This window comes from Sphingomonas sp. P4_D12, assembly GCF_056401895.1.
The window spans coordinates 495,073-518,303 of the sequence record NZ_JBFUIL010000001.1 but is presented as its reverse complement, the minus strand read 5'-3'; the positions used below and the strand labels follow the sequence as shown (position 1 = coordinate 518,303).

The following is a 23,231-nucleotide window of genomic DNA, read 5'->3' as shown; positions in this document are numbered from 1 at the left end:
ATCCACCGCGCGACAAACCCTAACAGTTCAGGATACGCGGCACGGTGGATCCCGGGACAAGCCCGGGATGACGGGCGAAATTGTGGCGGGCGAGCACCTCATCACCCAGCGCCGACTTGGTCAATTATCCGGCAGCTTGCGAATGAACCCGATTAGCCCGCGCTGGCGCGAGCGCTTGAGCCGTTCGGCCGTCAGGATCGTCTGGACGCACTCGAAACAATCGTCGAGATCGTCATTGACCAGGACATAGTCATAGCCGTCCCAGTGGCTGACCTCGGCCTGCGCGCGCTCCATGCGACGCTCGATGATTTCCTGGCTGTCGGTGTTGCGCCCCTCTAGCCGCTCGCGCAGCGTCTTCAGGCCCGGCGGCAGGATGAACACGCGGACGACGTCACCACCGGCGAGCTGGAACAATTGCTGCGCGCCCTGCCAGTCGATGTCGAACAATATGTCCTGTCCGGCCTCGAGATCCTTGAACACCGTCTCGCGCGGCGTGCCGTAGCGCTGGTCGAACACCCGCGCCCATTCGAGGAAAGCGTCGTCCTCGACCATGTCCTTGAACGTATCTGTGTCGACGAAATGATATTCGCGCCCCTCCTGCTCGCCCGGGCGAATCGGCCGGGTGGTGTAGGAGATCGACATCTTCAGCCGGCCGTTCTCTTCCGCCAGCAGCCGGTTGGCGATGGTCGACTTGCCCGCGCCGGACGGCGAGGACAGTACGAACATCAAACCACGGCGCTTGAAGCCCGGCGGCTGCGAGGAACGGTGATCGACCATGCGCGCTAGTGGCGTGCGCGCAGGGGGCGCGTCAAGCGCTGGCGGGTTCGTTCCCGAACTTGCGCATCAGATAGCGTGCCCCGAGCGCCGCGCCGCCAAGCACGATCGCGGCGGGAACGACTCGACTGGCGACCTTCCATGTCGCGACCCCGGCGAGCGCCCCGAGCGTTCCGCCTTCGCCGTCGCGCTGATCGATGTTGCGGCCGATGGCAGCGGCGATGAGGTCTCCGATCACGCAGTATCTCCTTGAAATATCCGTGATTGAAAGCCGGAGTGCGAGGAAGGTTCCCACGCCGTCATCCCAGCGAAAGCTGGGATCTCACGCCGTATCGCGCCTTCGCCTGAGACCCCAGCTTGCGCTGGGGTGACGGGAAAATGAGCCGCCTGACACTAAAGCACTTGCTAAAGTGTTCGACTCGGAATACTTAAGCGTATGCTTAACGAATCACCCTCCCTCGATCGCGTCTTCCACGCCCTCGCCGACTCCACGCGGCGGGCGATGGTGGAAAGGCTCGCGCTTCGGCCGATGTCGGTGAGCGAACTGGCGTCCCCCTTCGCCATGTCGCTCCCCGCCGTCATGCAGCACCTCGCGGTGCTCGAGGAATCGGGGCTGGTCCGGTCGCACAAGGCCGGGCGGGTCCGGACCTGCCGCATCGACACCGAAACGTTCGGCCTGGTCGAACGCTGGACCGCCGATTGCCGCAGCGAGTGGGAGAACCGGCTCGATAAGCTGGAGGACTATATCAACACCCTGAAAGGACAGCAGAAATGACCGAGAAGACGATCATCCGCCCGGAACCGCTCGTGATCGAGCGCCATTTCGATGCGCCCCGCGCCATCGTGTTCCAGGCCTGGACGACGGCCGAGCATATGAAAAACTGGTTCAGCCCCGAACATTTCACCACGCCCGAGGCGGTGATCGAATGTCGCCCCGGCGGCCGCTTCGACCTCTGCATGCAGGCGCCCGACGGCCAGAAATTCTGGAACCACGGCCGCTTCATCGACGTGGTCGAGAATGAAAGCCTGTCGTTCGAGGCCGGCGCGCATGTCGACGACAGCGGCAACGCGCCGTTCGCGGTACGGACCTATGTGACCTTCAGCGACGACGGTGATGGATCGCTGATGTCGGTGCGCCAGGAATATGAGATCTACGACGAGGCCGCCAAAGCCATGATCGGCGGCGCGCCTGAGGGTTGGCGCACGACGCTCGACAAGCTCGAAGCCGAGGTGGCGCGGATCAAGGGGTAACCTGTGGGAAAGCCCCTCCCCTTCAGGGGAGGGGTTGGGGTGGGGCAGTGCGGCAGGCGACACTCTCTGCGAGGCATCCCCCACCCCCAACCCCTCCCCTCAAGGGGAGGGGCTGCAATGATTCTCACCGCCCGACCATATCCTCGGCCCGCACCACGCGATCGAACGTCGCTTCATCGACCAGCCCCAAATCCAGCCCCGCTTCCTTCAACGTCATCCCCTCGGCGTGCGCATGCTTAGCGATCTTCGCGGCATTATCGTAGCCGATCTCGGGCGCCAACGCGGTGACCAGCATCAGCGAGCGATCGACCAGTTCGGCAATTCGCCGCCGGTCCGGTTCGAGCCCCTCGACGCAGCGTTCGGCGAAACTCTCCATTCCGACCGACAGCAGATCGATCGAGCGCAATACCGCCGCTCCGATCATCGGCTTGAACACGTTGAGTTCGAGATGTCCCTGCATCCCGCCGACCGTCACCGCCTGGTGGTTGCCGATCACTTGCGCCGCGACCATCGTCAGCATCTCGCACTGGGTCGGGTTGACCTTGCCGGGCATGATCGAACTGCCCGGCTCGTTTGCAGGCAGCATTAGTTCGCCAATCCCCGACCGAGGACCCGAGCCGAGCAGGCGGACGTCGTTGGCGATCTTGGTCAACGCGACCGCCAGGCTGTTCAACCGCCCCGAGAAATCGACCAAAGTATCGTTCGACGCCAGCGCCTCGAATTTGTTCGGCGCGGTCTCGAACGCGAAGCCGGTCAGATCGGACAGCTCGGCGGCGATCGCTGGGCCGAAATCCTTCGGCGCGTTGAGCCCCGTCCCCACCGCGGTGCCGCCCTGCGCGAGCTTGGACAGGCCATGCTCGATCAGCGGAACCAACCGCGTCCGCGCCAGACGCACTTGCGCATAATAACCCGAGAATTCATCGCCGAGCGTCAGCGGCGTCGCGTCCTGGAGATGCGTGCGGCCGATCTTGACGATGTCCTGCCACGCCTGGGTCTTGGCGAGCAACGCCGCCTCCAACCGCTCGATCGCCGGCACCAGCCGCCGCGTCGCCGCCAGTGCTGCCGCGACATGCAGCGCGGTCGGGAAGCTGTCGTTCGACGACTGGCTCATGTTGACGTCGTCGTTCGGGTGGATCGGCGTCTTGCCGCCGCGCGTGCCGATCAGCATCTCGTTGGCGCGGCCGGCGATCACTTCGTTGACGTTCATGTTCGATTGCGTGCCGCTGCCGGTCTGCCAGATGACCAGCGGAAACTGGTCGTCGAGCTTGCCCGCGACCACTTCCGCCGCCGCAGCTTCGATCGCGTCGGCCTTGTCCGCCGCCAGCCCATGTGCGCGGTTCACCCGCGCCGCCGCCTGCTTCACCAAAGCGAGCGCATGAACGATCGCGTTCGGCATTCGCTCGCGCTCGCCGAACGGGAAATTCTCGATCGATCGCTGCGTCTGCGCGCCCCAATAGGCGGTCGCGGGCACCTCGATCGCGCCGATCGAATCGGTTTCGGTGCGGGTTTCGGTCATCGCGCAGGCTCCTCGTGACGGGAGCGCCCGATTTGGCGTTACCAGATGCCGGGCACAAGCCTTGCCCGCACGCGGCCGGCATAGTCCCGATAACCCGGTAGCTTGTCGTGGAGCAGCCGGTCTTCCCACGCAGTACGGACGGCAAGCAGGACCGACGCGATCGCGGCCGGCACCAATCCCCACCACGACGCCAGCGCCAGCGATATTCCCAGGAACATCGCCACCGCGGCACTGTAGCCGGGGTGGCGGACGAAGCGATAAGGGCCGGTGTCGATCACGCGCTGATACCGTTCCGACTGGATGCGCACGCCGGGCTCGAAGAACGGGTTGACCGCCTGCGCCCAGGCGGTGACCGCGATCCCACCGAGCAGGGCGGAATAACCGATCACGACCAGCCACAGCGGCACGTGCGACCAATGCGCCCTCCCTGCGTCAATGCTCGCGACGGGAATGGTCACGACCATCGCGGTCAGGATCACCGCTACCAGCGGCAAGTCCCAGCGCTCGGTCCCCGGCTGGAAGCGACTGCGCGCGCGAAAGATGACCGGATTGACCTTGGCGAGCGCCAACCCGGATGCCGCGAACCCGATCACCAGCGCGGCGACGAAAATCCAGCCAGGCACCCAGAGAATATCGCCGGCCGGCAGGAAGACGAGCAACAACAGCGAGATCGGCAGCGCGACCGCATAAGCGATCGCCGTTGCGCGTGACATTGGTGTCGGATCTTGCGGCTGTGGTTGAGCCATATCCACCCTACGCCGCCGCGCTCCCCTAGTTCCGGTGGGGTCATACTCGATCCGGCCGAGCCACAGTACGACCACCGCCATATCCTCGAATAGAAAAACACAGCGAAAGTAGTAAGTTGTCAACCGCTGTCGATTATCCACGCCAGCATGCAGCGTCGCGTCCCGCTCTCTTTGCTTCGGCCGGGCATGTTCATCCACGGCATTGAGGGCTCCTGGCTCAGCCATCCGTTCTGGCGCCGCCGCTTCCTGCTACGCTCGGACAGCGACATCGCCGCCTTGCGCGACGCCGACATCGCCTTCGTGACGATCGACACCGCGCGGGGACTCGCGCCGATCGAAGAGCCCGAACCGATCATCATCACCGAACCCGTGGTCGCCAATGTCCCCACGGGCATCACCGCCGAGCGCGAGCGCGCCGCCGACATCGTCGCGCGGACCAGGGAAATCATCCGCGGTGTTTTCGAGGGTGCCCGATTGGGCAAGGCGATCGACTCCGATCAGGTCGCCGCGGTCGTCGACGAGATTTCCGAATCGGTACAACGCAACGCTTATGCCCTGATCAGCATCGTCCGGCTCAAGTCGAAGGACGATTATAGCTATCTGCATTCGATCGCGGTGTGCGCGCTGATGGTCAATTTCGCCCGCCATCTGGGGTTGCCCGACGACACCGTGCGCGAATTCGGCCTGGCCGGGCTGGTACACGACATCGGCAAGATGGACGTGCCGTCCGAGATCCTCAACAAGCCCGGCCGGCTGACCGATGAGGAATTCGCCATCGCGAAGCTCCATCCCGAGCGCGGCTGCGCGATCCTCGATCGGGCGGACGCCATTCCCGCCACCGCGATCGACGTCTGCCGCCATCATCACGAAAAGATCGACGGCACCGGCTATCCGTTCGGGCTGAAGGGGAGCGAGATCAGCCTGGCGGCGCGGATGGGCGCTATCTGCGATGTCTATGACGCCTTGACGTCGGATCGCGCGTACAAGGATGCCTGGTCACCGATCGAGGCGGTGACCGCGATGCACGGCTGGCGCGGCCAGTTCGATCGCGACCTTTTATTCACCTTCTATCAAAGCATTGCAGTGTTCCCGGTCGGCATGGTCGTCCGCCTTCGCTCGCAGCGTTTGGCGATCGTACTGTCCAATGGCCGCCGCGCAAGTCGGCCCCGGCTGCGCGTCTTCTACGACACCGCCGCAAACAGCCTGGTCGATCCACGCGACATCATTTTGGCCGATGACGACGCGTGCAAGACCGTCATCCGCGCGGAGAATCCCGCCGATTGGGGAGCGCATGATTGGCCCGCGCTTTGCGTGCATCTGCTGCAGGAGAGCGATAAGCTCGACCGCGACGTGATCGAGCGGCTGTGGGCGGGGGTCGAAGCGACGGCGGGGGAAACGGTCGAGATGCCTGCTACCGATCGCGTCTCGCGTTGGCGGCCGAGTCAACGGCTCGATTGAGTTAGGTCGTTACCCGTCTCCTTCGTCATGCCGGGCTTGTCCCGGCATCCACCGTGCAACATCGCCTCAGCTCGCGAATGGAGGAGTGCCCCCCAGCGCAGGGCCGGGTTGTCGGCGGGAAATGAGGCTAATTCACCGCGCTAAGCAGACATCCTCGGGCCGTCACGGAAGTAAATTCCGTGACGTCGGACGCGGCTTTGCCGCGCCGGCCGGCCGTTCGCGTCACCATAGGTGACCGCCGCGCGAGCCGCGCGGCTCGCTCCGGCTACTTCTTCCTTTTGAAATCGACGCTGACGACGTTCGAGCCGTCATCGACGCGCTCGACATGGTCGTTCTCGGCCTCGTCATGCGGCTCGGGACCGTCTGGGCCTTCCTGCGCCTGGAAGCGGAGTTCGAAATTGACCGCCGGATCGTGAAAGCCGGTGATCGCCGAATAGGGAATGTCGAGCTTCGACGGCACCTGGTTGAAGCTCAGCCCGACCGAGAATCGCTCGTCATCGACTATCAGGTCCCAATAGCGATTCTGCAGGACGATCGTCATCTCGTCCGGGAATCGCTCGATCAGGCGTTCGGGGATGCTGACACCCGGCGCCTGGGTCTTGAATGTAATGTAGAAATGGTGCTCGCCGGGCAGCCCGCCACCGGCCGCAACCGAGCCGAGCACGCGGCCGACCACGGCGCGCAAGGCCTCTTGCACGATCTCATCATACGGAATCAGGCTATCGGGCAGTCCATCACTCATATGCCTTGGGTAGCCGATGCGAGCGTCGGGTCAAGATTGCATGACGTGCAACACACCCATATGGGGGCGCGATGCGCACCGCGACGATCAACCGCAAGACGAGCGAGACGTCGATCGACGTCACCGTCAACCTCGACGGGACCGGCAGCTATGCCGTGTCGACCGGCATCGGTTTCTTCGACCATATGCTCGAACAATTGTCGCGCCACTCGCTGATCGACCTCGAGGTCAAGACCGTGGGCGACCTCCATATCGACCAGCACCACACGGTCGAGGATACCGGCCTCGCGATCGGTGAGGCGATCAACAAGGCGTTGGGCGAAAAGCGCGGCATCCGCCGCTATGCCGATGCGCTGTCACCGATGGACGAGACGCTGACCCGGGTCGCGCTGGATATTTCGGGTAGGCCGTACCTCGTATGGAAGACCGAATTCTCGCAAAAACGCCTCGGTGAGATGGACACCGAGATGTTCGAACATTTCTTCCACTCGTTCGCGCAGACCGCCGGGATCACGCTCCACATCGAGACGCTGTACGGCTCGAACAATCATCATATCGCCGAGGCCGCGTTCAAGGGCCTGGCCCGGGCGCTGCGCGAGGCGATCGAGATCGATCCGCGCAAGGCCGATACGATCCCCTCGACCAAGGGGACGTTATGATGCCGGCGACCAACGCCGATGCGCCGGTCTGCCTGATCCTGATCAATTACGTCGTTTCGCTCGACGAGGTCGATCGGCACATGAAGCCGCATATCGACTGGCTCGAGCGCGGCTATGTCGAGGGGCTGTTCCTGATGTCGGGGCGCCGTGAACCGCGCACCGGGGGTGTGATCATCTGCCGCGGGCAAAAGGCCGAGGTGGAAGCGCTCGCCGCCAGCGACCCGTTCGTGACCAGCGGCGCGGCGACGATCGAGGTGATCGAGTTCAATGCGAGTTGGGCGGCCGAAGCGGTCGCTCCTCTGTTCGCGTGACGCTCGCGCTGATCGATTACGGCGCGGGAAACCTCCATTCGGTCGCCAACGCGCTGAAGGCGGCAGGCGCACAGGACATCGCGATCACCGCCGATCCCGAACTGGTGCGCGGCGCCGACCGGATCGTGCTCCCCGGCGTCGGCGCGTTCGGCGCCTGCTCCGCAGCGCTGCGCTCTGTGCCGGGAATGATCGACGCGCTCGACCAGCGCGTGCGGCGCGATGGCGCGCCGTTCCTGGGCATTTGCGTCGGCATGCAGCTGATGGCGGACGTCGGTGAGGAAATGGGCGAGCATGACGGCCTCGGCTGGATCAAGGGCCGCATCCGCCGCCTGTTGCCGTCCGATCCCACGGCCAAGGTACCGCATATGGGCTGGAACGATGTCCGGCTAACCGCCCCTCACCCGCTAATCGAGGCAGGCGAGGCCTATTTCCTGCACTCTTATGCGTTCGAGGGCGACGATGTGATCGCCACGACCGATCATGCCGGCTCGGTCGTCGCCGCGATCGCCCGCGACAATATAGCGGGCGTGCAATTCCACCCCGAAAAGAGCCAGCGCTACGGGCTGGAATTGTTGAAGAGGTTCCTGACATGGCGGCCGTGAAATGAGCCTGATCATCTTCCCGGCGATCGACCTCAAGGGCGGCAATGTCGTGCGCCTGGCCGAGGGCGATATGGATCGCGCGACGATCTATGGCGACGATCCCGTGGCGCAGGCGATGGCCTTCGCCAATGCCGGGTCGCAGCATCTCCACATGGTCGACCTCGACGGCGCGTTCGCGGGTGAGTCGGTCAATGGCGACGTTGTCCGCGCGGTGGTCGCTGCCTTTCCGGGCCACGTCCAATTGGGCGGCGGGATCCGCGACCGAGCGGCGATCGAAGGTTGGTTCGACGTCGGCGTCTCGCGATTGGTGATCGGCACCGCCGCCCTCGACAATCCCGAACTGGTGCGTGAGGCCGCGCGCGATTTCCCGGGCGGTATCGTCGTCGCGGTCGACGCCAAGGACGGCATGGTCGCGACGCGTGGCTGGGCCGATGTCTCGGATGTCTCGGTCGAAGACATGGCACGCCGATTCGAGGATGCCGGGGTCGCCGCCTTGCTGTTCACCGATGTCGGGCGCGACGGCCTGCTCAAGGGCTGCAACGTCCAGGCGACGGTCGATCTGGCGCGCGCGGTCGACATTCCGGTCATCGCCTCGGGCGGAGTCAGCGGGGTCGCCGACATCCACATGCTCGCGCTCCACGCCCGCGACGGGATCGAGGGCGTGATTACCGGCCGCGCATTGTACGACGGCCGCCTCGACCTTGCGACCGCGATCGCGGTGGCGGAGGCGGCGTGAGAATCCCCTCTCCCCGTGGGAGAGGGAGGGGCCCGCTCGGCGCAGCCGAGTGGGAGGGTGAGGGCAGCACGCTTTTCTCACTCCTGCCCTCACCCTTCCGCCGCTTCGCGGCTCCCTCCCTCTCCCACAGGGAGAGGGATTTATGACCGTTCGCGCCCGCGTCATCCCTTGCCTCGACGTCGCCAATGGCCGCGTGGTCAAGGGCGTCAACTTCGTCGATCTGCGCGACGCCGGCGATCCGGTCGAGCAGGCGCAGGCCTATGACGCCGCCGGCGCCGACGAACTCTGCTTCCTCGACATTACCGCCAGCCACGAAGCGCGCGGCACCATCCTCGATGTCGTGCGGCGCACCGCCGAAGTCTGCTTCATGCCGGTGACGGTCGGCGGCGGCGTGCGCTCGGCCGAGGATGCCCGCGCCTTGCTGCTCGCCGGCGCGGACAAGGTCGCGGTCAATTCCGCCGCGGTGGCGCGGCCCGAACTCGTCAGCGACATCGCCGAGCGCTTCGGCAGCCAATGCTGCGTCGCTTCGGTCGATGCGCGGCGCACTGCCGACGGTTGGGAAGTCTTCACGCATGGCGGCCGCAAGCCGACCGGGATCGATGCGGTCGCCCATGCGCTGCGCCTCGCCGAACTCGGCGCCGGCGAGCTGTTGATCACCAGCATGGACCGCGACGGCACGCGCGACGGTTATGACCTCGAGCTTATCCGTACGATTGCCGACCAGGTCAGCGTGCCGGTAGTGGCATCGGGCGGCGTCGGCGGGCTCGACGACCTCGTCGCCGGGATTCGCGACGGCCATGCCAGCGCCGTGCTTGCCGCAAGTATTTTCCATTTCGGCGAGGCGTCTATCGCCGACGCGCATCGCGCGCTCGCGGCAGCCGGTATCCCGGTCAGAACTCCGATCGTCTAAGATTCGGGTAAGCCGACCCACTCGTCACCCCGGGCTTGTCCCGGGGTCCACTGTGCCGCACACCCGAAACTTGAGGCCATGTTGCGCGGTGGATGCCGGGACAAGCCCGGCATGACGGATGGACGTAGAAACGGCGTTAACCCGCACGCGGTATCAAGCCCTTTCAATGCGCTACGCCCTTGCCCTGCCCCTGCTGTTGATCGCGACGCCCGCGCTCGCCTCGGTGCCGCCGCATAGCGGGGTGATTCACACCCGATCGATGCCCGAACTGTCCGACATCGCGTTATTCGGCATGGCAGTCGCGGGTGTCTGGCTGGCACGTCGCGCACTCCGCAAACGCTTCGCCAAACAGGCCGACACGACCACGACTGCGCCAAAGGATTGACGGCGGCGGCGCGGACAGGCAGCGCTCGCGTCATGAACAACGATCCGCTCGATGCGCTCGACGCGCTGATCCACTCGCGCAAGGGCGAAAGCGCCTCCAGTTCGTACACCGCAGAACTGTTCGTCCGCGGCCGCGCCAAGATCGCGCAGAAGGTCGGCGAGGAAGCAGTCGAAACCGTGATCGCGGCGATGCGCAAGGACAAGAAGGAACTGACCAGCGAGGCCGCCGATCTGGTCTATCACTTGCTTGTCCTGCTCGCGGATTCCGGACTGTGTCTCAACGACGTGCGCAACGAACTGGCGCGGCGTACGGGCACGTCGGGCCTCACCGAAAAAGCCAATCGGAGCCGCTGATGCCGATCGACGCCACCCTGCCCTATGACGACCAGAACATCTTCGCGAAGGTCCTGCGCGACGAGATACCGTCGAAGCGCGTTTACGAGGACGAATGGGCGGTCGCGTTCCACGACATCAATCCGCAGGCGCCGATCCATGTCCTGGTGATCCCGCGCGGGCCGTACGTGTCGTGGGACGATTTCAGTGCCAAGGCGTCGGACGTGGAGATTGCAGGCTTCGTCCGCGCGGTCGGCAAGGTCGCACGCGACCTCGGCCTCGTGGCACCCGGCTATCGCCTGCTCGCCAATGTCGGGTTGCACGGCCATCAGGAGATCGCGCATCTCCACGTCCACCTGTTCGGCGGCCACGCGCTGGGCCCGATGCTCGCGCGCTGAGTTCGTCGCAGGCGTAACCAATAAGGGATTGCGCGCGGGGGTTTTGCGACTAGGCTCCCCCGCCAGCACCAAAATACCACCTTGGGGGTTGGCTATTCATGATTTTTGACCGCGTAAAGTCACTGGACGCGATTCTCGCGACCGCCGAGAAGAAGGGACTCCACCGATCGTTGGGGGCGTTTCAGCTGACCATGCTGGGCGTCGGCGCGGTGATCGGCACAGGCATTTTCGTCCTCACTGCCGTCGCGGCGCAAAAGGCAGGGCCGGGCATGATGCTCAGCTTCATGATCGCCGGGTTCGTGTGCGCAGTCGCCGCGTTGTGCTATTCGGAGCTTGCCTCGATGGTCCCCGTCGCGGGATCGGCCTACACTTACACTTATGCCGTCATGGGTGAAATGCTCGCCTGGATGGTCGGCTGGGCGCTCGTCCTCGAATATGCCCTGGGCGCGAGTGCGGTTGCCGTCGGCTGGTCGAACCATCTAGTCGGTGCGCTAGCAGACAGCGGATTCCATTTTCCCGCGATTATCAGCAACGCGGACGGCTTGATGGCCAAGGTCTCGCTGGCGTTCGGCAGTAAAGCAACGCCTGACCTTCTCGCCGCTGCGCAGCATGGCGGCTATATCAACGTGCCCGCTGTCGTCGTCGTTCTCGCCGTGACGGCGCTGCTGATCAAGGGCACGACCGAAAGCGCGATGGTCAATGCGGTGCTCGTCGTCGTCAAGCTGGTCGCCCTGACCGCCTTCATGGTGCTGACGCTCCCGGCGATGCACACAGCGAATTTCAGCCCGTTCACGCCCACCGGGTTCGGCAATCTGACCAGCGGAACGGGCTATGTCGGCGCGGCCGCATCTATCTTTTTCGCCTATGTCGGTTTCGACGCGGTTTCGACTGCCGCCGAGGAAACCAGGAACCCGCAGCGCAACGTGCCGATCGGATTGATCGGCAGCCTGATGATCTGCACGCTTATCTATCTGCTTGTGGCGGCCGGCGCGATCGGCACGATGGGGGCTCAGCCCGTAACGTCGGCGGCTGGTGCGTTCCTCGCGCCCGGTTCGCCCGAAATGGCAGGACGCTGTACCGCGATCGTGGCGAGCGGAGTGACCGAGCCGCTGGTGTGTTCGAAGCACGCGCTGGTACACGTGCTTCAGACGATCGGCTATCCCGTCATCGGCTGGCTCGTCGGACTTGCAGCGATCATCGCGCTGCCGTCGGTCGTGCTGATGATGATGTTCGGCCAAACGCGCGTATTCTTCACGATGGCGCGTGACGGTCTGCTCCCCGCGTCGTTCGCGAAGGTGCACCCGAAGTTCAGGACGCCGTATGTCGTGACCGCCGTCACCGGCCTTTTCGCTCTCATCTTTGCGGGGCTGCTGCCGGTGGGCAGCCTGGCGGACTATTCGAACTCGGGCACGTTGTTTGCGTTCGCGATGGTGGCGCTGGCGGTGCTGGTGTTGCGGGTCAAAGATCCGACGCGCAAGCGCAGCTTCCGCACGCCGGGTGTATGGATCGTCGCGCCGCTGGCGATCATCGGCTGCATCGTCCTCTATCTTGCGCTGGATACGACGTCGAAGCTGGTCCTGGTGGGCTGGGGCGCGATCGGCTTGGTCGTTTATTTCCTCTACAGTCGCAGCCGCAGCCATGTCGGTCAGGGCATCATCGATGTTCCCGAACACGAAGCATATGGCGAGCTGGAGCCCCCGGTGCCCGGCACCGAGTGAGGGTCTGATCCAGGCAATAAGAAAGGGGCTGGAGTAGCGATACTCCGGCCCCTTTTCTTTTTTAGGCCCTCTCCCGCTTGCGGGAGAGGGGGTTTCTGCTCAGCCCAGTTTGCTTGCCACCAGCTTCTTGAGATCCGCCAGCGGCCGCGGGCCGACGTGCGAGATGCATTCGGCGGCGCAGATCGCGCCCATGCGCAGGCTGGTGGCGAGATCGCGGCCTTGCGCCTGGCCGGCAAGAAAGCCAGCCGCGAACAGGTCGCCCGCACCGGTCGTATCGACCACGTGATCGATCGGCTCGGCGGGAACGCGAGCATGTTCGTCGGCATGGTGCGCCTCGGCGCCATGTGCGCCGTGCGTGCACACCAGGGTCGGCACGCGCGCCGCCAGGCCCTTCACCGCCGCCTCGATATCGTCGGTCTGCATCATCGCGCGGACTTCATTGTCATTGGCGAACAGCAAATCAATCTGGCCGGCGTCGATCAACGCGAAGAACTCGTCGCGATGCCCTTCCACCACGAAGGTGTCCGACAGCGTCAGCGCTACCTTGCGTCCCGCGTCGCGCGCCAACGCGATCGCCCGCTTCATCGCATCGCGCGACTGTTCGGCGTTCCACAGATAGCCTTCGAGATAGAGGATCGCGCCGGCGCCGATCGTCTCCGCGTCGACCGCGCTTTCGGGCAGATACTGCGCCGCACCCAGGAACGTGTTCATCGTGCGCTGGCCGTCGGGCGTGATCAGGATCAGGCAACGCGCGGTCGGGTCGCCGCCGGTCGCCGGTGGGGTGGCGAAATGCACGCCGAGCGACTGGACGTCGTGCGCGAACACCTTGCCGAGCTGGTCGTCGGCGATCTGGCCGATGAAGCCGGTCGGCTGGCCCAAGGCCGCGAGCCCAGCGATCGTGTTCGCCGCCGACCCGCCCGACACTTCCTGCCCCGGGCCCATCCGCGAATAGAGATCGTCGGCGGCGGCGGGATCGAAGATCAGCGCCATCGATCCCTTGGTCATGCCCTCGGCCGCGATGAACTCGTCGGTCGACTGCGAAAGGATGTCGACGATGGCATTGCCGATCGCGACCACGTCATAAGCGGGGCTGGTCAAGTCAGATATCTCCGGGAAATGGTTGGCCGCGCCGTATCGCCGCCGCTAGACAGAAGCAACGATGATCCGCGCTTTCCTCCTGTCGCTCGGCCAGCTCACCGATTCCGCGATCCTGCGCGTCTTCCTCAAATCGATCGGGTTGACCTTGCTGGTCTTCCTGCTGCTCGGCGCCGGGCTGTGGTTCGGGACGCAATGGCTGTTCGTCGATCAACTCGGTTGGGGCGAGAACGCCGCCGGTCTCGCGATCATCGGCGAGTTCGTCGTGACGATCATGTTCGGCTGGGTATTGTTCCGCGCGGTGGCGATTGCGGTGATCGGTCTGTTTGGCGATCAGATCGTGATCGCCGTCGAGCGCAAACATTATCCCGACGCGCTGGCGAGCGCCCACGACGTGCCGTTCGCGCGGTCGTTGCACATGGGATTGCGATCCGCCGGCCGCGCGCTGGCGGTCAACCTGGTGCTCCTCCCGGCCTATATCCTGCTCCTGCTGACCGGATTCGGCACGCCGTTGCTGTTCTTCGCCGCCAATGGCTGGCTGTTGGGAGTCGATCTCGGCGAGATGGTCGCAGCGCGGCATATTGCGCCATCCGAGATGAAGGCATGGCGCGCCTCGACCCGCTGGGTGCGCTGGGAATTGGGGGTAATCGTATCGGGACTGCTGACCGTGCCCGTTATCAACCTGTTCGCGCCGGTCTTGGGCGCGGCGATGGCGGCGCATTTGTTTCACGGGAGGAAAGGATGAAGCGACTTCTGGCGATAGCGGGGTTGGCGCTGCTGCTTGCGGGTTGCGGCGAATCAACCATGGCGCGTCCGGCGACGCCGGTCAGCGCGGTGATCAAGCAGCCGCCGCTGCCGGCCAACGGGCTCGAGCGCGTGATGGGGCAGAATGCCGCCGGCCTGACCCAGACATTCGGGCCGCCCAATGCCGATGTCCGCGAAGGCACGGCGCGCAAGCTGCAGTTCCAGGGCACGTTCTGCGTGCTCGATACCTATCTCTATCCCGGCAAGAACGGCGGGGAGCCGACCGTGACCTATCTCGACGCCCGCCAGCCCGATGGAAGTCCGATCGACCGCGCGAGCTGCGTCGCGGCGTTGGCGCGGAGGGGTGGGGGTAAGTAACCATATAAGCCCCTCCCCTTCAGGGGAGGGGTTGGGGTGGGGCAGTCGCGGGCGACGCGCTCTGCGAGGCATCCTCCACCCCCAACCCCTCCCCTGAAGGGGAGGGGCTAGATAGCTGTCCCAGCGCCCAGCGCGCTGCGTCCGCCACAACCTCTGACGGATCGTCGCACAGCGCCTCAAGCACCGGCGCCAGCCCAACATCCCCACTATTTCCCGCCGCATAAGCCGCATTGCGCACCATCCGATCCCGCCCGATCCGCTTGATCGGCGACCCCGCAAACACCTGACGAAACCCAGCATCGTCGAGCGCCAGCAGATCGGCCAGCCGCGGCGCGGCGAGCTCGGCACGCGGCAGGAATGCCCGGTTGGCCGCCGCCGCCGAGGCGAACTTGTTCCACGGGCACACCGCCAGGCAATCGTCGCAGCCATAGATGCGGTTACCCAGCGCCTCCCGGAACTCCTCCGGCACCGGCCCCTTATGCTCGATCGTCAGATACGAGATGCAGCGCCGCGCATCGAGCCGATAGGGCGCCGGGAAAGCATCGGTCGGGCAGGATCGTTGGCACGCATCGCACGAGCCGCAGCGATCGCGCCCCGCCTGATCGGGCACGAGGTCGAGCGTTGTGTAGATCGCGCCGAGGAACAGCCAGCTGCCATGATCGCGGCTGACCAGGTTGGTGTGCTTGCCCTGCCAGCCCAGCCCGGCCGCTTCGGCCAGCGGCTTTTCCATCACCGGCGCGGTGTCAACGAACACCTTGAGGTCGGCGCCCGGCGCTTCCGCCACGATCCACCGCGCCAATGCCTTGAGCGTCCGCTTGACGAGATCGTGATAATCACCGCCCTGGGCGTAGACCGAGATGCGCCCGCGATCGCCCTCGCCCGCCAGCGCCAGCGGATCGCGGCCAGGCGCATAGCTCATGCCGAGCGCGATCACACTCCTGACCTCGGGCCACAATCCGGTCGGCGCGGCACGGTGATGCGCGCGCTCCTCCATCCAGATCATCTCGCCATGGCGGCCTTCGGCCAGCCATTGCCGCAAGCGCTCGCCCGAGCGCGGCGCGGCATCGGCGCGCGCGATCCCCACCGCGGCGAAACCAAGCGTTAACGCCTCTGCCCGCAGGCGATCCTCGAATAGCTTGTGTTCGGTCACTCCGCCCCGCTACCACGGACGGAGCAGTCGAGGGAGGTCGCGTGTCTCAATCTCTGGCCGTCTCTGCCCACGGCCTCGTCAAGAATTTCGGTGGGCGGAGGGTGGTTGACGGCGTCGACCTCGCGGTGCCGACCGGCACGATCTACGGCGTGCTCGGCCCCAACGGCGCAGGCAAGACCACGACCTTGCGCATGCTGCTCGGCATCATCGAACCCGATGAAGGCGAGCGCACCTTGCTCGGCCGCGATCGTCCGCGCGACGCGAGCGACCATGTCGGCTATCTGCCCGAGGAGCGCGGCCTCTATCCACAGATGAAGGCGCGCGAAGCGATCGCGTTCATGGGCGCGTTACGCGGCCTGCCCTGGAAAATCGGGCGCAAGCGCGCGATCGAGATGATGGAGCAGGCTGGCCTCGGCTATGCGGTCGATTTCAAGATCCGCAAATTGTCCAAGGGCATGGCCCAGCTGGTCCAATTGCTCGGATCGGTCGTTCATCAGCCCGATCTGCTCGTCCTCGACGAACCCTTTTCGGGGCTCGATCCGGTCAACCAGGAAGGGCTCGAACAGCTGATCCGTGCCGAGCAGGCGCGCGGCGCCACCGTCCTGTTTTCGACCCATGTCATGGCGCATGCCGAGCGACTGTGCGACCGGCTGGCGATCATCGCCGGGGGCAAGCGCCGGTTCGAAGGCACCGTCGCCGACGCGCGCGGCATGCTGCCGATGCGCGCGCATTACCAACCCGAGCGCGACGGACCCGAAGTGGCGGCGATCCTGCCCGCCGACGCGCAGCATAACGGCCGCGACTGGGTGTTTCCGGTCCCCGATGACGCGGTCGAGGCAGTGCTGCTCAAGCTGACTCAATCGGGATTTGGCGTGGCGGGCCTGTCGATCGAACGTCCTGGATTGCATGACGCCTTCGTCCGCATCGTCGGCGCCGAAGCGCTGGCCCAGGCCGAAGCGGAGGCGCTGTGATGGGCGGTAATATCGGTCGCGGGCTGCGCCAGGCGCTGACCGTGGCGCGGCGCGATTTCATCGCCACCGTGTTCACCCCGACGTTCCTGCTGTTCCTGTTGTCGCCGATGTTCACGATCCTGTTCGGCGCCGCCGGCGGGTTCGGCGCGTCGAGCATGGCGCAGGGCGCCGCCGACCGCGCGCGCATTGTCGTGATCGCAGCTCCCGACCAGGCGCCAGCGATCATCGCGACCGACTGGCAATTGCGCCGGGTGTTCGGTCGCGGCGACATTCCGCCGCCGCTCGACGTCCTGACGCCGTCGGGCGATCCCGCCGCACAAGCGCGCGCGCGCGTCTCGGGCCGCGATGGCGATGTTGACGCGGCGCTTTATGGTCCACTCGAACGCCCGACGATCGTCTACGGTGGCGGCGGACGCGATGAGGCGGATTATCTCGCGGGCCTGGCCGAACAGGTCATGCGTGCGCAGAAACTGGGCTCGACCGCGCCGCTCAGCGTGCCGACCAAGACGAAGATCGTCCGCACCGTGGTGACCACCAGCGGCCATAACGCCGCGGCCTTGTTCGCGGTCATGGCGATCTTCCTGCTGACCCTGTTCCTCGCCGGCCTGACGATGGGCACGATGGCGGAAGAGCGCAGCAACAAGGTGATCGAAGTCCTTGCCGCCGCGGTCCCGCTCGAATCGGTGTTCTTCGGCAAGCTGATCGGCATGTTCGGCGTCGCTTTGCTGTTCGTCGGTTTCTGGGGCACGGTCGCGAGCCAGATCACCAGCATCCTGCCCGCCGGGACAGCGGCGGCGCTTGCGGGTGTGGCGCCGGCCGTCGGCAAGCCGGTCTTCGCGTTGCTGTTCCTGGCCTATTTCGTCATGTCGTATCTCCTGATCGGCGCGGTCTATCTGATCCTCGGCGCGCAGGCCTCTACCCAGCGTGAGCTTCAGCTGATGGCGCTGCCGATGACCGTCGTCCAAATGGCCAATGTCGGCATGTCGACCGCGGCGGCCGGTCGCCCCGGAAGCACGATCGCCTGGATCGCGGAGATTTTCCCGTTCAGCTCACCGATGGCGATGGCCGCGCATGCCGCCAATTCGTCCGCTTTGTGGCCGCACGCGGTCGCGATCCTGTGGCAATTGCTTTGGGTGTCGCTGGTGATCTCGCTCGGCGCGCGCTGGTTCCGTCGCGGCGTGCTGAAGTCGGGCGAAGGCCCCAAGCGCAAACGCAAGCAGCCGCAGCCGGCGAGCAGCTAGCCGCTCCACTATTGACATCTGTGTAAGTATAGGTTTGTCTCGCCCGATAAATGGGAGAGTGGGCATGGCGACTCAAGCCGAATTGACCGAGATGTTGGCGAAGGGTCCGACCTTCAAATATGAAGGCCCGGTCGATCCGCTCGACGTCAGCCGGCCCGAACTTTATCGCGACGATGTCTGGCATGAGCCGTTCAAGAAGCTCCGCGCCGAGTCGCCGGTCCACAAGGTCGAGAATTCGGATTACGGCCCCTATTGGTCGATCTCCACCTACAAGCCGATCCTCGAGGCGGAATCGCTGCCGGACGTCTTCTCGTCCGAAGTGGGCGGGATCACGCTTGCCGACTTCCTGCCCGACAGCGACGTCAAGATGCCGATGTTCATCGCGATGGACCGGCCCAAACATACCGGCCAGCGCCGCACCGTCGCCCCCGCCTTCACGCCGAGCGAGATGGTGCGGATGAAGGAGGATATCGTTCGCCGCACCGCCGAAATCCTCGACACGCTGCCTTATGGCGAACCGTTCGACTGGGTCGACACGGTGTCGATCGAACTGACTACCCAGATGCTCGCGATCCTGTTCGATTTTCCCTGGGAAGATCGCCGCAAGCTGACCTTCTGGTCCGATTGGGCCGGCGATATCGAACTGGTGAAGACACCCGAACTGCGTGCCGAGCGGCTGACGCACATGTTCGAGTGCGGCGCCTATTTCCAAAATCTGTGGAACCAGAAAGTCGGCAAGGAGCCGACCCCCGACCTGATCAGCATGATGATCCATTCGGACGCCATGGCGGAAATGGATCAGTATGAGTTCCTGGGAAACCTGATCCTGCTGATCGTCGGCGGCAACGACACGACACGCAATTCGATGTCGGCGGCGGCTTACGGCCTCGACCTGTTCCCCGATCAGCGCGCCAAGCTCGAGGCGAATCCCGAACTGATCCCCAATGCGGTTCAGGAAATCATCCGCTGGCAGACCCCGCTCGCGCATATGCGCCGCACCGCGACGCAGGATTACGAACTGGGTGGCCAGATGATCAAGGAAGGCGACAAGCTCGCACTCTGGTATCTGTCGGCCAATCGCGACGAGACGGTGTTCGGCGACGACGCCGACAATATCGTGGTCGACCGCCCGAATGCGCGCCGGCACCTGGCGTTCGGTCATGGCATCCACCGCTGCGTCGGTGCTCGCCTCGCCGAACTCCAGATCAGCGTGCTGCTCGAGGAAATGGCCAAGCGCCGGATGCGCGTGAACGTGCTGGGCGAGCCCGAGCGCGTCGCGGCCTGTTTCGTCCACGGCTATCGCAAGCTGCCGGTCGAGATCAGCAAATATTGAGCTGACGCGTCGCGGCGGATTGAAACCGGCAGCGTTTATCGTCCGTACTTATATAGGTCCGATCGATGGAGCCTGTATGATGACGTTCGACCGCCGCCATTTCCTGACCCTGGCCGGCACCGGTGCCGCGACGATGCTGTTCGGCGGCTGTCGCGCCGCGCCCGTCGCGCCGCCCGAAAAGTTCGAGTTCCAGTTGAGCGACGCCGAATGGCGCAAGCGGTTACCCGGGCTCTCTTACCAGGTGCTGCGCCACGAGGCGACCGAGACGCCCTATACCAGTCCGCTCAACAACGAGCACCGTGCCGGTATCTTCTCGTGCAAGGGCTGCGCGCTGCCGCTCTATTCGTCGAAGACCAAGTTCGAGAGCGGCACCGGCTGGCCAAGCTTTTGGGCGCCGTTGCCCAATACAGTGAAGACGCGTAACGACGGTTCGCTGGGGATGACCCGGACCGAAGTCCATTGCCGCCGTTGTGGCGGGCATCTCGGCCATGTGTTCGACGACGGCCCCAAGCCGACCGGTTTGCGTTACTGCATGAACGGAGCGGCGATGACCTTCACGCCGGGTAAGGCGTAGGGCTCATCAACCGATAGTAGCGGCTCGCTCAGTCGCGAACGCCGACCACTCCGCGCGCACCAACCGGGGCGATCGTGGCGACCGTCTGGCTGCGCGACGCGTCGAACTGGTCGTCATCGCCATTGTCCATCTTGGGCGCACCGGCGCCATAGATGAAACCCTTGGTCGGATAAGTCGTCGTGCCCAGGCCGCCCATCGGGCCGTACCAGACCTTGACCTGGCTCCAGTCGCCTTCGGGCGAGACGTCGATCGCGCGGACATTATACTCGACGCCGCCGCGGCGCGACCAATTGGCGTGGGTCAACAGGATCTCATGGTCGTTGACGATGCCCGACACCATCGCGACGTGGCCGAGCGGCATGCGGCTGAACGAAGCGAAGGCGAGGACCGAACCAACTTTCGGGGTGTTGCCGCGCTCATATTTGCCGGCGGCCTGCGACCACCAGGTGTTGGCGTTGCCGAAAATCTGGATACCCGAAATCTCGCGCGCATAGGGAGCGCACTGCCAGAACCGAGCCTGAGCCGGCACCGTCGTCGCCAGGGCGCAGAGCGCCACCAGCGCGAATCGCGCTGCCAAACCACCAAATTTCATGCGACCCCCCAAAAGGTCCGTTGAACTGTTGATGGTGGGTTAGGTGGACAAAACCGACATGGGAACCCTGTCGGCACGATGAATGGAACCTTTCACGACGAACTGTGTTTCGTCGCCGGTGAATGCCCAAATGCGGTGCCGCCTGGACCCAATTCACGCCTGAGGCGCCCATATTTTGTGGCCGAAATCCGCCGAATCGCTACCGGTGTCACGGCGAGTGCGGCGCGCCCTCGGCCTCCGCCGCCGCGATCATCCGCGCCAGCCGCGCTTCGTGTTCGGTGCGGCCGAACGGGAATTTGGAGAACAGAATGGCCGCCATGATCGCCAACGAGCCGTAGATCAGGATGAAGGCCAGCGTCAGGTGGTCGATCACCGCCACCGGCACCATGCCGGGCTTCGCACCCTTAGGGAACGAGACGAGATCGAGCAGCTGGCCGACGATCATGATCCCCAGGCCCGAGGTGCATTTCTGGACGAAGAAGGATCCCGCGAAATAGACGCCTTCCGACCGGCGGCCGGTCCGCGCTTCCGAATCCTCGACCACATCGGCCATCATCGATGCGCCCAGGATGAAGGACGATACGCTGAGCGCGGTCGCGGTGACGAAGATCGGGAGGAGCAGAAACACCAGTGCGCTCGATCCCGGCGGCGGCAAGACGCCAGCGAAGCGCAGCCAATAGGGCATGGTATGGAACACCGTCGCCGCCAGCACGAATGCCATTGCCGCATGCGGCTTGCTGGTGCGCTTGCCGACCGCGGGCGCGATGACGAAGGCGAGCGCCGCACCCAGCATCAGCGCGAACGGTAGCAGTTGCAGCGTCCAGGACTTGAACTGCCAGACGAAACTATAGGTGTAGTTGGACAGCGCGTAGCTGATCCCCTGGTTGGTATAGGCACAAACGCCCGCCAGCATCAGGATCAGGAACCCACGATTCTTGACCGTTTCCCACAGCTCGCGGAAATGCTCGCCGAGCGATTGGCTGCGTACGACCGTCTTGGGTAACCGCGCGATCTCGTGATGCGTGCCCAGCGCCGATGCCAGGATCGCGACAACCATGATGACGGTACTGGCGATTGCGAGGTGACCATAACCGACGCGATTGAGCAGGCCGTTGGGATAGGCGGCCGACGGCGTCAGGAACACGCCGTAAGCGAGCAACAGGATCGACAGGCCGCCCGCCCATCCGAACAGATAGCGATAGGAGGTGATCCGCGTGCGCTCGTCGTAATCCGACGTCAGTTCCGGCGTCAGTGCTTGGGACGGCACTTCATAGCAACTAACCGCGCTGCGCACGACGACCGCGGTCACGAACAGCCAGGCGAGCGTGGCGCCGCCGCTCAGATGCGGCGGGTTCCACAATAACAGCCATCCGATCGCAATCGGCAGCGCCGCCGAATACATCCATGGATGACGCCGCCCCCAGCGCCCGCGCGTGCGGTCCGACAACACGCCAATGAGCGGATCGACGAACGCGTCGCAGACGAGCGCGATGAAAATGATCAACCCGACAGTCGAGGCGTCGAGTCCGACTACCTGGTTGTAGAAGATCAGCAGGAACGTCCCGAACCCGGCATCCTTGACGCCGTACGCGACCGATCCGAAGCCGTAGCTTGCCGTAGTCCAGTTCGAAAGCCGGCGCGGTGCCGGCGTCGCCAGCTTGCTCACGAGGCCGCCGCCTCCAGTGATGAGAACAGGCCGGGCACGCTGTCGTCCCAGCTCGCGCGCGTGCCGATCAGCATGCCACCATCGACCAGGATATGCGTGCCGGTGACAAAACTGGCGTCATCGCTCGCCAGATAAGCGACCGCTGCGGCAATGTCTTCAGGCCGTCCGGCGCGCTGCACCGGTTGAGCGTGCGCGGCGGTCTGGGCGATCACGCCGTTGACATGATCGCGCACCTCGCCTTCGAGTCCCAGCGCCGAAGTGAAGATGTTGGTGGTGATGAACCCCGGCACCACCGCATTGACGCGGATATTGTGCTTGGCGAGGTCGGCGGCGGCGACCTTGGTCAGATGCAACACGCCCGCCTTGGCGGTCGAATAAGCGGTCGGCGCATAGCCGCTGCCCAGCGCGGAGACGCTCGACGTGTTGACGATCGCCCCACCACCGCGTTTCGCCATCAGCGGCGCGGCATAGCGGATACCCATCGCCACCGATCGCAGCAACAGGCTCATCGTGCGATCCCAATCGTCGGGCGAAATCTCGTCGATCTTGTCGCGCGCGCCCGCCGCGCCGGCATTGTTGAACAGGATGTCGAGCCCGCCCGCGGCATCGGCGGCGGCCAGCAACGCCTCGATATCGGCGACTTGCGTCACGTCGGTTTTCTGGAAGCGGATGCGGCCGTTCGAGGTTTCGGCAAGCTCCTGGCCGCCCGCGACATCGACGTCGCCGATCAGGACGTCGGCGCCTTCCTCGACCAATCGCAGCGCCGTCGCACGGCCGATACCGGAGGCGCCGCCAGTGACCACAGCGCGCTTGCCCTGAAACCGCATTCCATTCTCCTGCATGTGTTTTTCCTGCAGCATAGAGGGGGCCTGAGGCCGGTCAATCCGGCTTTTCGAATTTCGGGTTTGTTTGATGTTGCAGCGAGCTTTGCGCCAAACTACCAACCGTC

The 23,231-nt window shown here is 64.9% G+C and carries 28 protein-coding genes; 18 read left to right on the top strand and 10 right to left on the bottom strand.

Features of this window, described 5'->3' with window-relative positions; translation table 11 throughout:
• Positions 1–120: 120 nt before the first annotated feature.
• Together gmk and AC1DSD_RS02465 are read right to left on the bottom strand one after the other, a co-directional pair.
• Positions 121–726, bottom strand: a complete 606-nt coding sequence (gene gmk / locus AC1DSD_RS02470; protein WP_478028187.1) for a guanylate kinase — start codon at positions 724–726, stop codon at positions 121–123.
• Positions 727–808: 82 nt separating this feature from the next.
• Complete coding sequence (locus tag AC1DSD_RS02465; RefSeq protein ID WP_478028186.1) at positions 809–1,012, bottom strand: hypothetical protein; 204 nt, start codon at positions 1,010–1,012, stop codon at positions 809–811.
• A gap of 264 nt (positions 1,013–1,276) precedes the next feature.
• Between AC1DSD_RS02465 and AC1DSD_RS02460 the strand changes: the two genes are divergently transcribed.
• Entirely contained in the window at positions 1,277–1,549 is a 273-nt protein-coding gene (locus AC1DSD_RS02460) for an ArsR/SmtB family transcription factor (protein ID WP_478028184.1), read from the top strand.
• Positions 1,546–2,025 (top strand): SRPBCC family protein, encoded by a 480-nt coding sequence (locus AC1DSD_RS02455; protein WP_478028182.1) that lies wholly within the window; start codon positions 1,546–1,548, stop codon positions 2,023–2,025. The genes AC1DSD_RS02460 and AC1DSD_RS02455 overlap by 4 nt, the downstream gene beginning before the upstream one ends.
• Before the next feature lie 124 nt (positions 2,026–2,149).
• On the opposite strand, the gene fumC is transcribed toward AC1DSD_RS02455, so the two are convergent.
• The gene (gene fumC, locus AC1DSD_RS02450; RefSeq protein WP_478028180.1) at positions 2,150–3,541 is read right to left on the bottom strand and encodes a class II fumarate hydratase; all 1,392 of its coding nucleotides are present in this window, start codon (positions 3,539–3,541) and stop codon (positions 2,150–2,152) included.
• Between the two features lie 38 nt (positions 3,542–3,579).
• On the bottom strand, positions 3,580–4,254 hold the full coding sequence (locus AC1DSD_RS02445; RefSeq protein WP_478028178.1) for a methyltransferase family protein: 675 nt from the start codon (positions 4,252–4,254) through the stop codon (positions 3,580–3,582).
• 180 nt (positions 4,255–4,434) lie between these two features.
• On the opposite strand from AC1DSD_RS02445, the gene AC1DSD_RS02440 reads away from it, so the two are divergent.
• Positions 4,435–5,745 carry an HD-GYP domain-containing protein gene (locus AC1DSD_RS02440; protein WP_478028176.1) on the top strand — a complete coding sequence of 437 codons (1,311 nt, stop codon included), beginning with the start codon at positions 4,435–4,437 and terminating at the stop codon, positions 5,743–5,745.
• 265 nt (positions 5,746–6,010) lie between these two features.
• Here AC1DSD_RS02440 and AC1DSD_RS02435 read toward each other — a convergent pair whose 3' ends face one another.
• On the bottom strand, positions 6,011–6,487 hold the full coding sequence (locus AC1DSD_RS02435; RefSeq protein ID WP_478028174.1) for an SspB family protein: 477 nt from the start codon (positions 6,485–6,487) through the stop codon (positions 6,011–6,013).
• Positions 6,488–6,558: 71 nt separating this feature from the next.
• Here AC1DSD_RS02435 and hisB point away from each other — a divergent pair, with 71 nt between their 5' ends.
• The 9 genes from hisB to AC1DSD_RS02390 all read left to right on the top strand — a co-directional run bounded on the left by hisB (position 6,559) and on the right by AC1DSD_RS02390 (position 12,538).
• Positions 6,559–7,146 (top strand): imidazoleglycerol-phosphate dehydratase HisB, encoded by a 588-nt coding sequence (gene hisB, locus AC1DSD_RS02430; protein WP_478028173.1) that lies wholly within the window; start codon positions 6,559–6,561, stop codon positions 7,144–7,146.
• Entirely contained in the window at positions 7,146–7,457 is a 312-nt protein-coding gene (locus AC1DSD_RS02425) for a YciI family protein (protein WP_478028172.1), read from the top strand. Before hisB ends, AC1DSD_RS02425 begins: the two co-directional genes overlap by 1 nt.
• On the top strand, positions 7,454–8,059 hold the full coding sequence (hisH, locus tag AC1DSD_RS02420) for an imidazole glycerol phosphate synthase subunit HisH (protein WP_478028171.1): 606 nt from the start codon (positions 7,454–7,456) through the stop codon (positions 8,057–8,059). The genes AC1DSD_RS02425 and hisH overlap by 4 nt, the downstream gene beginning before the upstream one ends.
• A 1-nt stretch (position 8,060) precedes the next feature.
• Complete coding sequence (hisA, locus tag AC1DSD_RS02415; RefSeq protein ID WP_478028169.1) at positions 8,061–8,795, top strand: 1-(5-phosphoribosyl)-5-[(5-phosphoribosylamino)methylideneamino]imidazole-4-carboxamide isomerase; 735 nt, start codon at positions 8,061–8,063, stop codon at positions 8,793–8,795.
• A gap of 142 nt (positions 8,796–8,937) precedes the next feature.
• A complete protein-coding gene (hisF, locus tag AC1DSD_RS02410; RefSeq protein WP_478028168.1) occupies positions 8,938–9,705 on the top strand; it encodes an imidazole glycerol phosphate synthase subunit HisF in 768 nt (255 codons plus the stop codon).
• 166 nt (positions 9,706–9,871) lie between these two features.
• Positions 9,872–10,090 carry a hypothetical protein gene (locus AC1DSD_RS02405; protein ID WP_478028166.1) on the top strand — a complete coding sequence of 73 codons (219 nt, stop codon included), beginning with the start codon at positions 9,872–9,874 and terminating at the stop codon, positions 10,088–10,090.
• Positions 10,091–10,122: 32 nt separating this feature from the next.
• Positions 10,123–10,443 (top strand): phosphoribosyl-ATP diphosphatase, encoded by a 321-nt coding sequence (locus AC1DSD_RS02400; RefSeq protein WP_478028165.1) that lies wholly within the window; start codon positions 10,123–10,125, stop codon positions 10,441–10,443.
• Entirely contained in the window at positions 10,443–10,820 is a 378-nt protein-coding gene (locus AC1DSD_RS02395) for an HIT domain-containing protein (RefSeq protein ID WP_478028163.1), read from the top strand. The genes AC1DSD_RS02400 and AC1DSD_RS02395 overlap by 1 nt, the downstream gene beginning before the upstream one ends.
• A 98-nt stretch (positions 10,821–10,918) precedes the next feature.
• Positions 10,919–12,538, top strand: coding sequence for an amino acid permease (locus AC1DSD_RS02390; RefSeq protein WP_478028161.1), 1,620 nt, complete (start codon positions 10,919–10,921; stop codon positions 12,536–12,538).
• 99 nt (positions 12,539–12,637) lie between these two features.
• Here AC1DSD_RS02390 and AC1DSD_RS02385 read toward each other — a convergent pair whose 3' ends face one another.
• Positions 12,638–13,636, bottom strand: a complete 999-nt coding sequence (locus AC1DSD_RS02385; RefSeq protein ID WP_478028159.1) for an adenosine kinase — start codon at positions 13,634–13,636, stop codon at positions 12,638–12,640.
• Positions 13,637–13,697: 61 nt separating this feature from the next.
• Here AC1DSD_RS02385 and AC1DSD_RS02380 point away from each other — a divergent pair, with 61 nt between their 5' ends.
• Positions 13,698–14,378: an EI24 domain-containing protein gene (locus tag AC1DSD_RS02380; protein WP_478028158.1), complete on the top strand. Its 681-nt coding sequence runs from the start codon at positions 13,698–13,700 to the stop codon at positions 14,376–14,378.
• A complete protein-coding gene (locus AC1DSD_RS02375; RefSeq protein WP_478028157.1) occupies positions 14,375–14,755 on the top strand; it encodes a hypothetical protein in 381 nt (126 codons plus the stop codon). The genes AC1DSD_RS02380 and AC1DSD_RS02375 overlap by 4 nt, the downstream gene beginning before the upstream one ends.
• A gap of 19 nt (positions 14,756–14,774) precedes the next feature.
• Here AC1DSD_RS02375 and queG read toward each other — a convergent pair whose 3' ends face one another.
• Positions 14,775–15,905 (bottom strand): tRNA epoxyqueuosine(34) reductase QueG, encoded by a 1,131-nt coding sequence (gene queG / locus AC1DSD_RS02370; protein WP_478028156.1) that lies wholly within the window; start codon positions 15,903–15,905, stop codon positions 14,775–14,777.
• A 41-nt stretch (positions 15,906–15,946) separates the two neighbouring features.
• Between queG and AC1DSD_RS02365 the strand changes: the two genes are divergently transcribed.
• The 4 genes from AC1DSD_RS02365 to msrB all read left to right on the top strand — a co-directional run bounded on the left by AC1DSD_RS02365 (position 15,947) and on the right by msrB (position 20,024).
• On the top strand, positions 15,947–16,876 hold the full coding sequence (locus AC1DSD_RS02365; protein ID WP_478028154.1) for an ABC transporter ATP-binding protein: 930 nt from the start codon (positions 15,947–15,949) through the stop codon (positions 16,874–16,876).
• The gene (locus tag AC1DSD_RS02360; protein WP_478028152.1) at positions 16,876–18,117 is read left to right on the top strand and encodes an ABC transporter permease; all 1,242 of its coding nucleotides are present in this window, start codon (positions 16,876–16,878) and stop codon (positions 18,115–18,117) included. The genes AC1DSD_RS02365 and AC1DSD_RS02360 overlap by 1 nt, the downstream gene beginning before the upstream one ends.
• A gap of 91 nt (positions 18,118–18,208) precedes the next feature.
• On the top strand, positions 18,209–19,450 hold the full coding sequence (locus tag AC1DSD_RS02355; protein ID WP_478028264.1) for a cytochrome P450: 1,242 nt from the start codon (positions 18,209–18,211) through the stop codon (positions 19,448–19,450).
• Positions 19,451–19,529: 79 nt separating this feature from the next.
• On the top strand, positions 19,530–20,024 hold the full coding sequence (gene msrB, locus AC1DSD_RS02350) for a peptide-methionine (R)-S-oxide reductase MsrB (RefSeq protein ID WP_478028262.1): 495 nt from the start codon (positions 19,530–19,532) through the stop codon (positions 20,022–20,024).
• A gap of 28 nt (positions 20,025–20,052) precedes the next feature.
• On the opposite strand, the gene AC1DSD_RS02345 is transcribed toward msrB, so the two are convergent.
• From AC1DSD_RS02345 to AC1DSD_RS02335, 3 genes are all read right to left on the bottom strand, one after another.
• On the bottom strand, positions 20,053–20,616 hold the full coding sequence (locus AC1DSD_RS02345; RefSeq protein WP_478028150.1) for a CHAP domain-containing protein: 564 nt from the start codon (positions 20,614–20,616) through the stop codon (positions 20,053–20,055).
• Between the two features lie 208 nt (positions 20,617–20,824).
• Positions 20,825–22,282, bottom strand: a complete 1,458-nt coding sequence (locus AC1DSD_RS02340) for an MFS transporter (protein WP_478028148.1) — start codon at positions 22,280–22,282, stop codon at positions 20,825–20,827.
• Positions 22,279–23,109, bottom strand: coding sequence for an SDR family NAD(P)-dependent oxidoreductase (locus AC1DSD_RS02335; protein WP_478028261.1), 831 nt, complete (start codon positions 23,107–23,109; stop codon positions 22,279–22,281). Before AC1DSD_RS02335 ends, AC1DSD_RS02340 begins: the two co-directional genes overlap by 4 nt.
• Between the last annotated feature and the right edge of the window lie 122 nt (positions 23,110–23,231).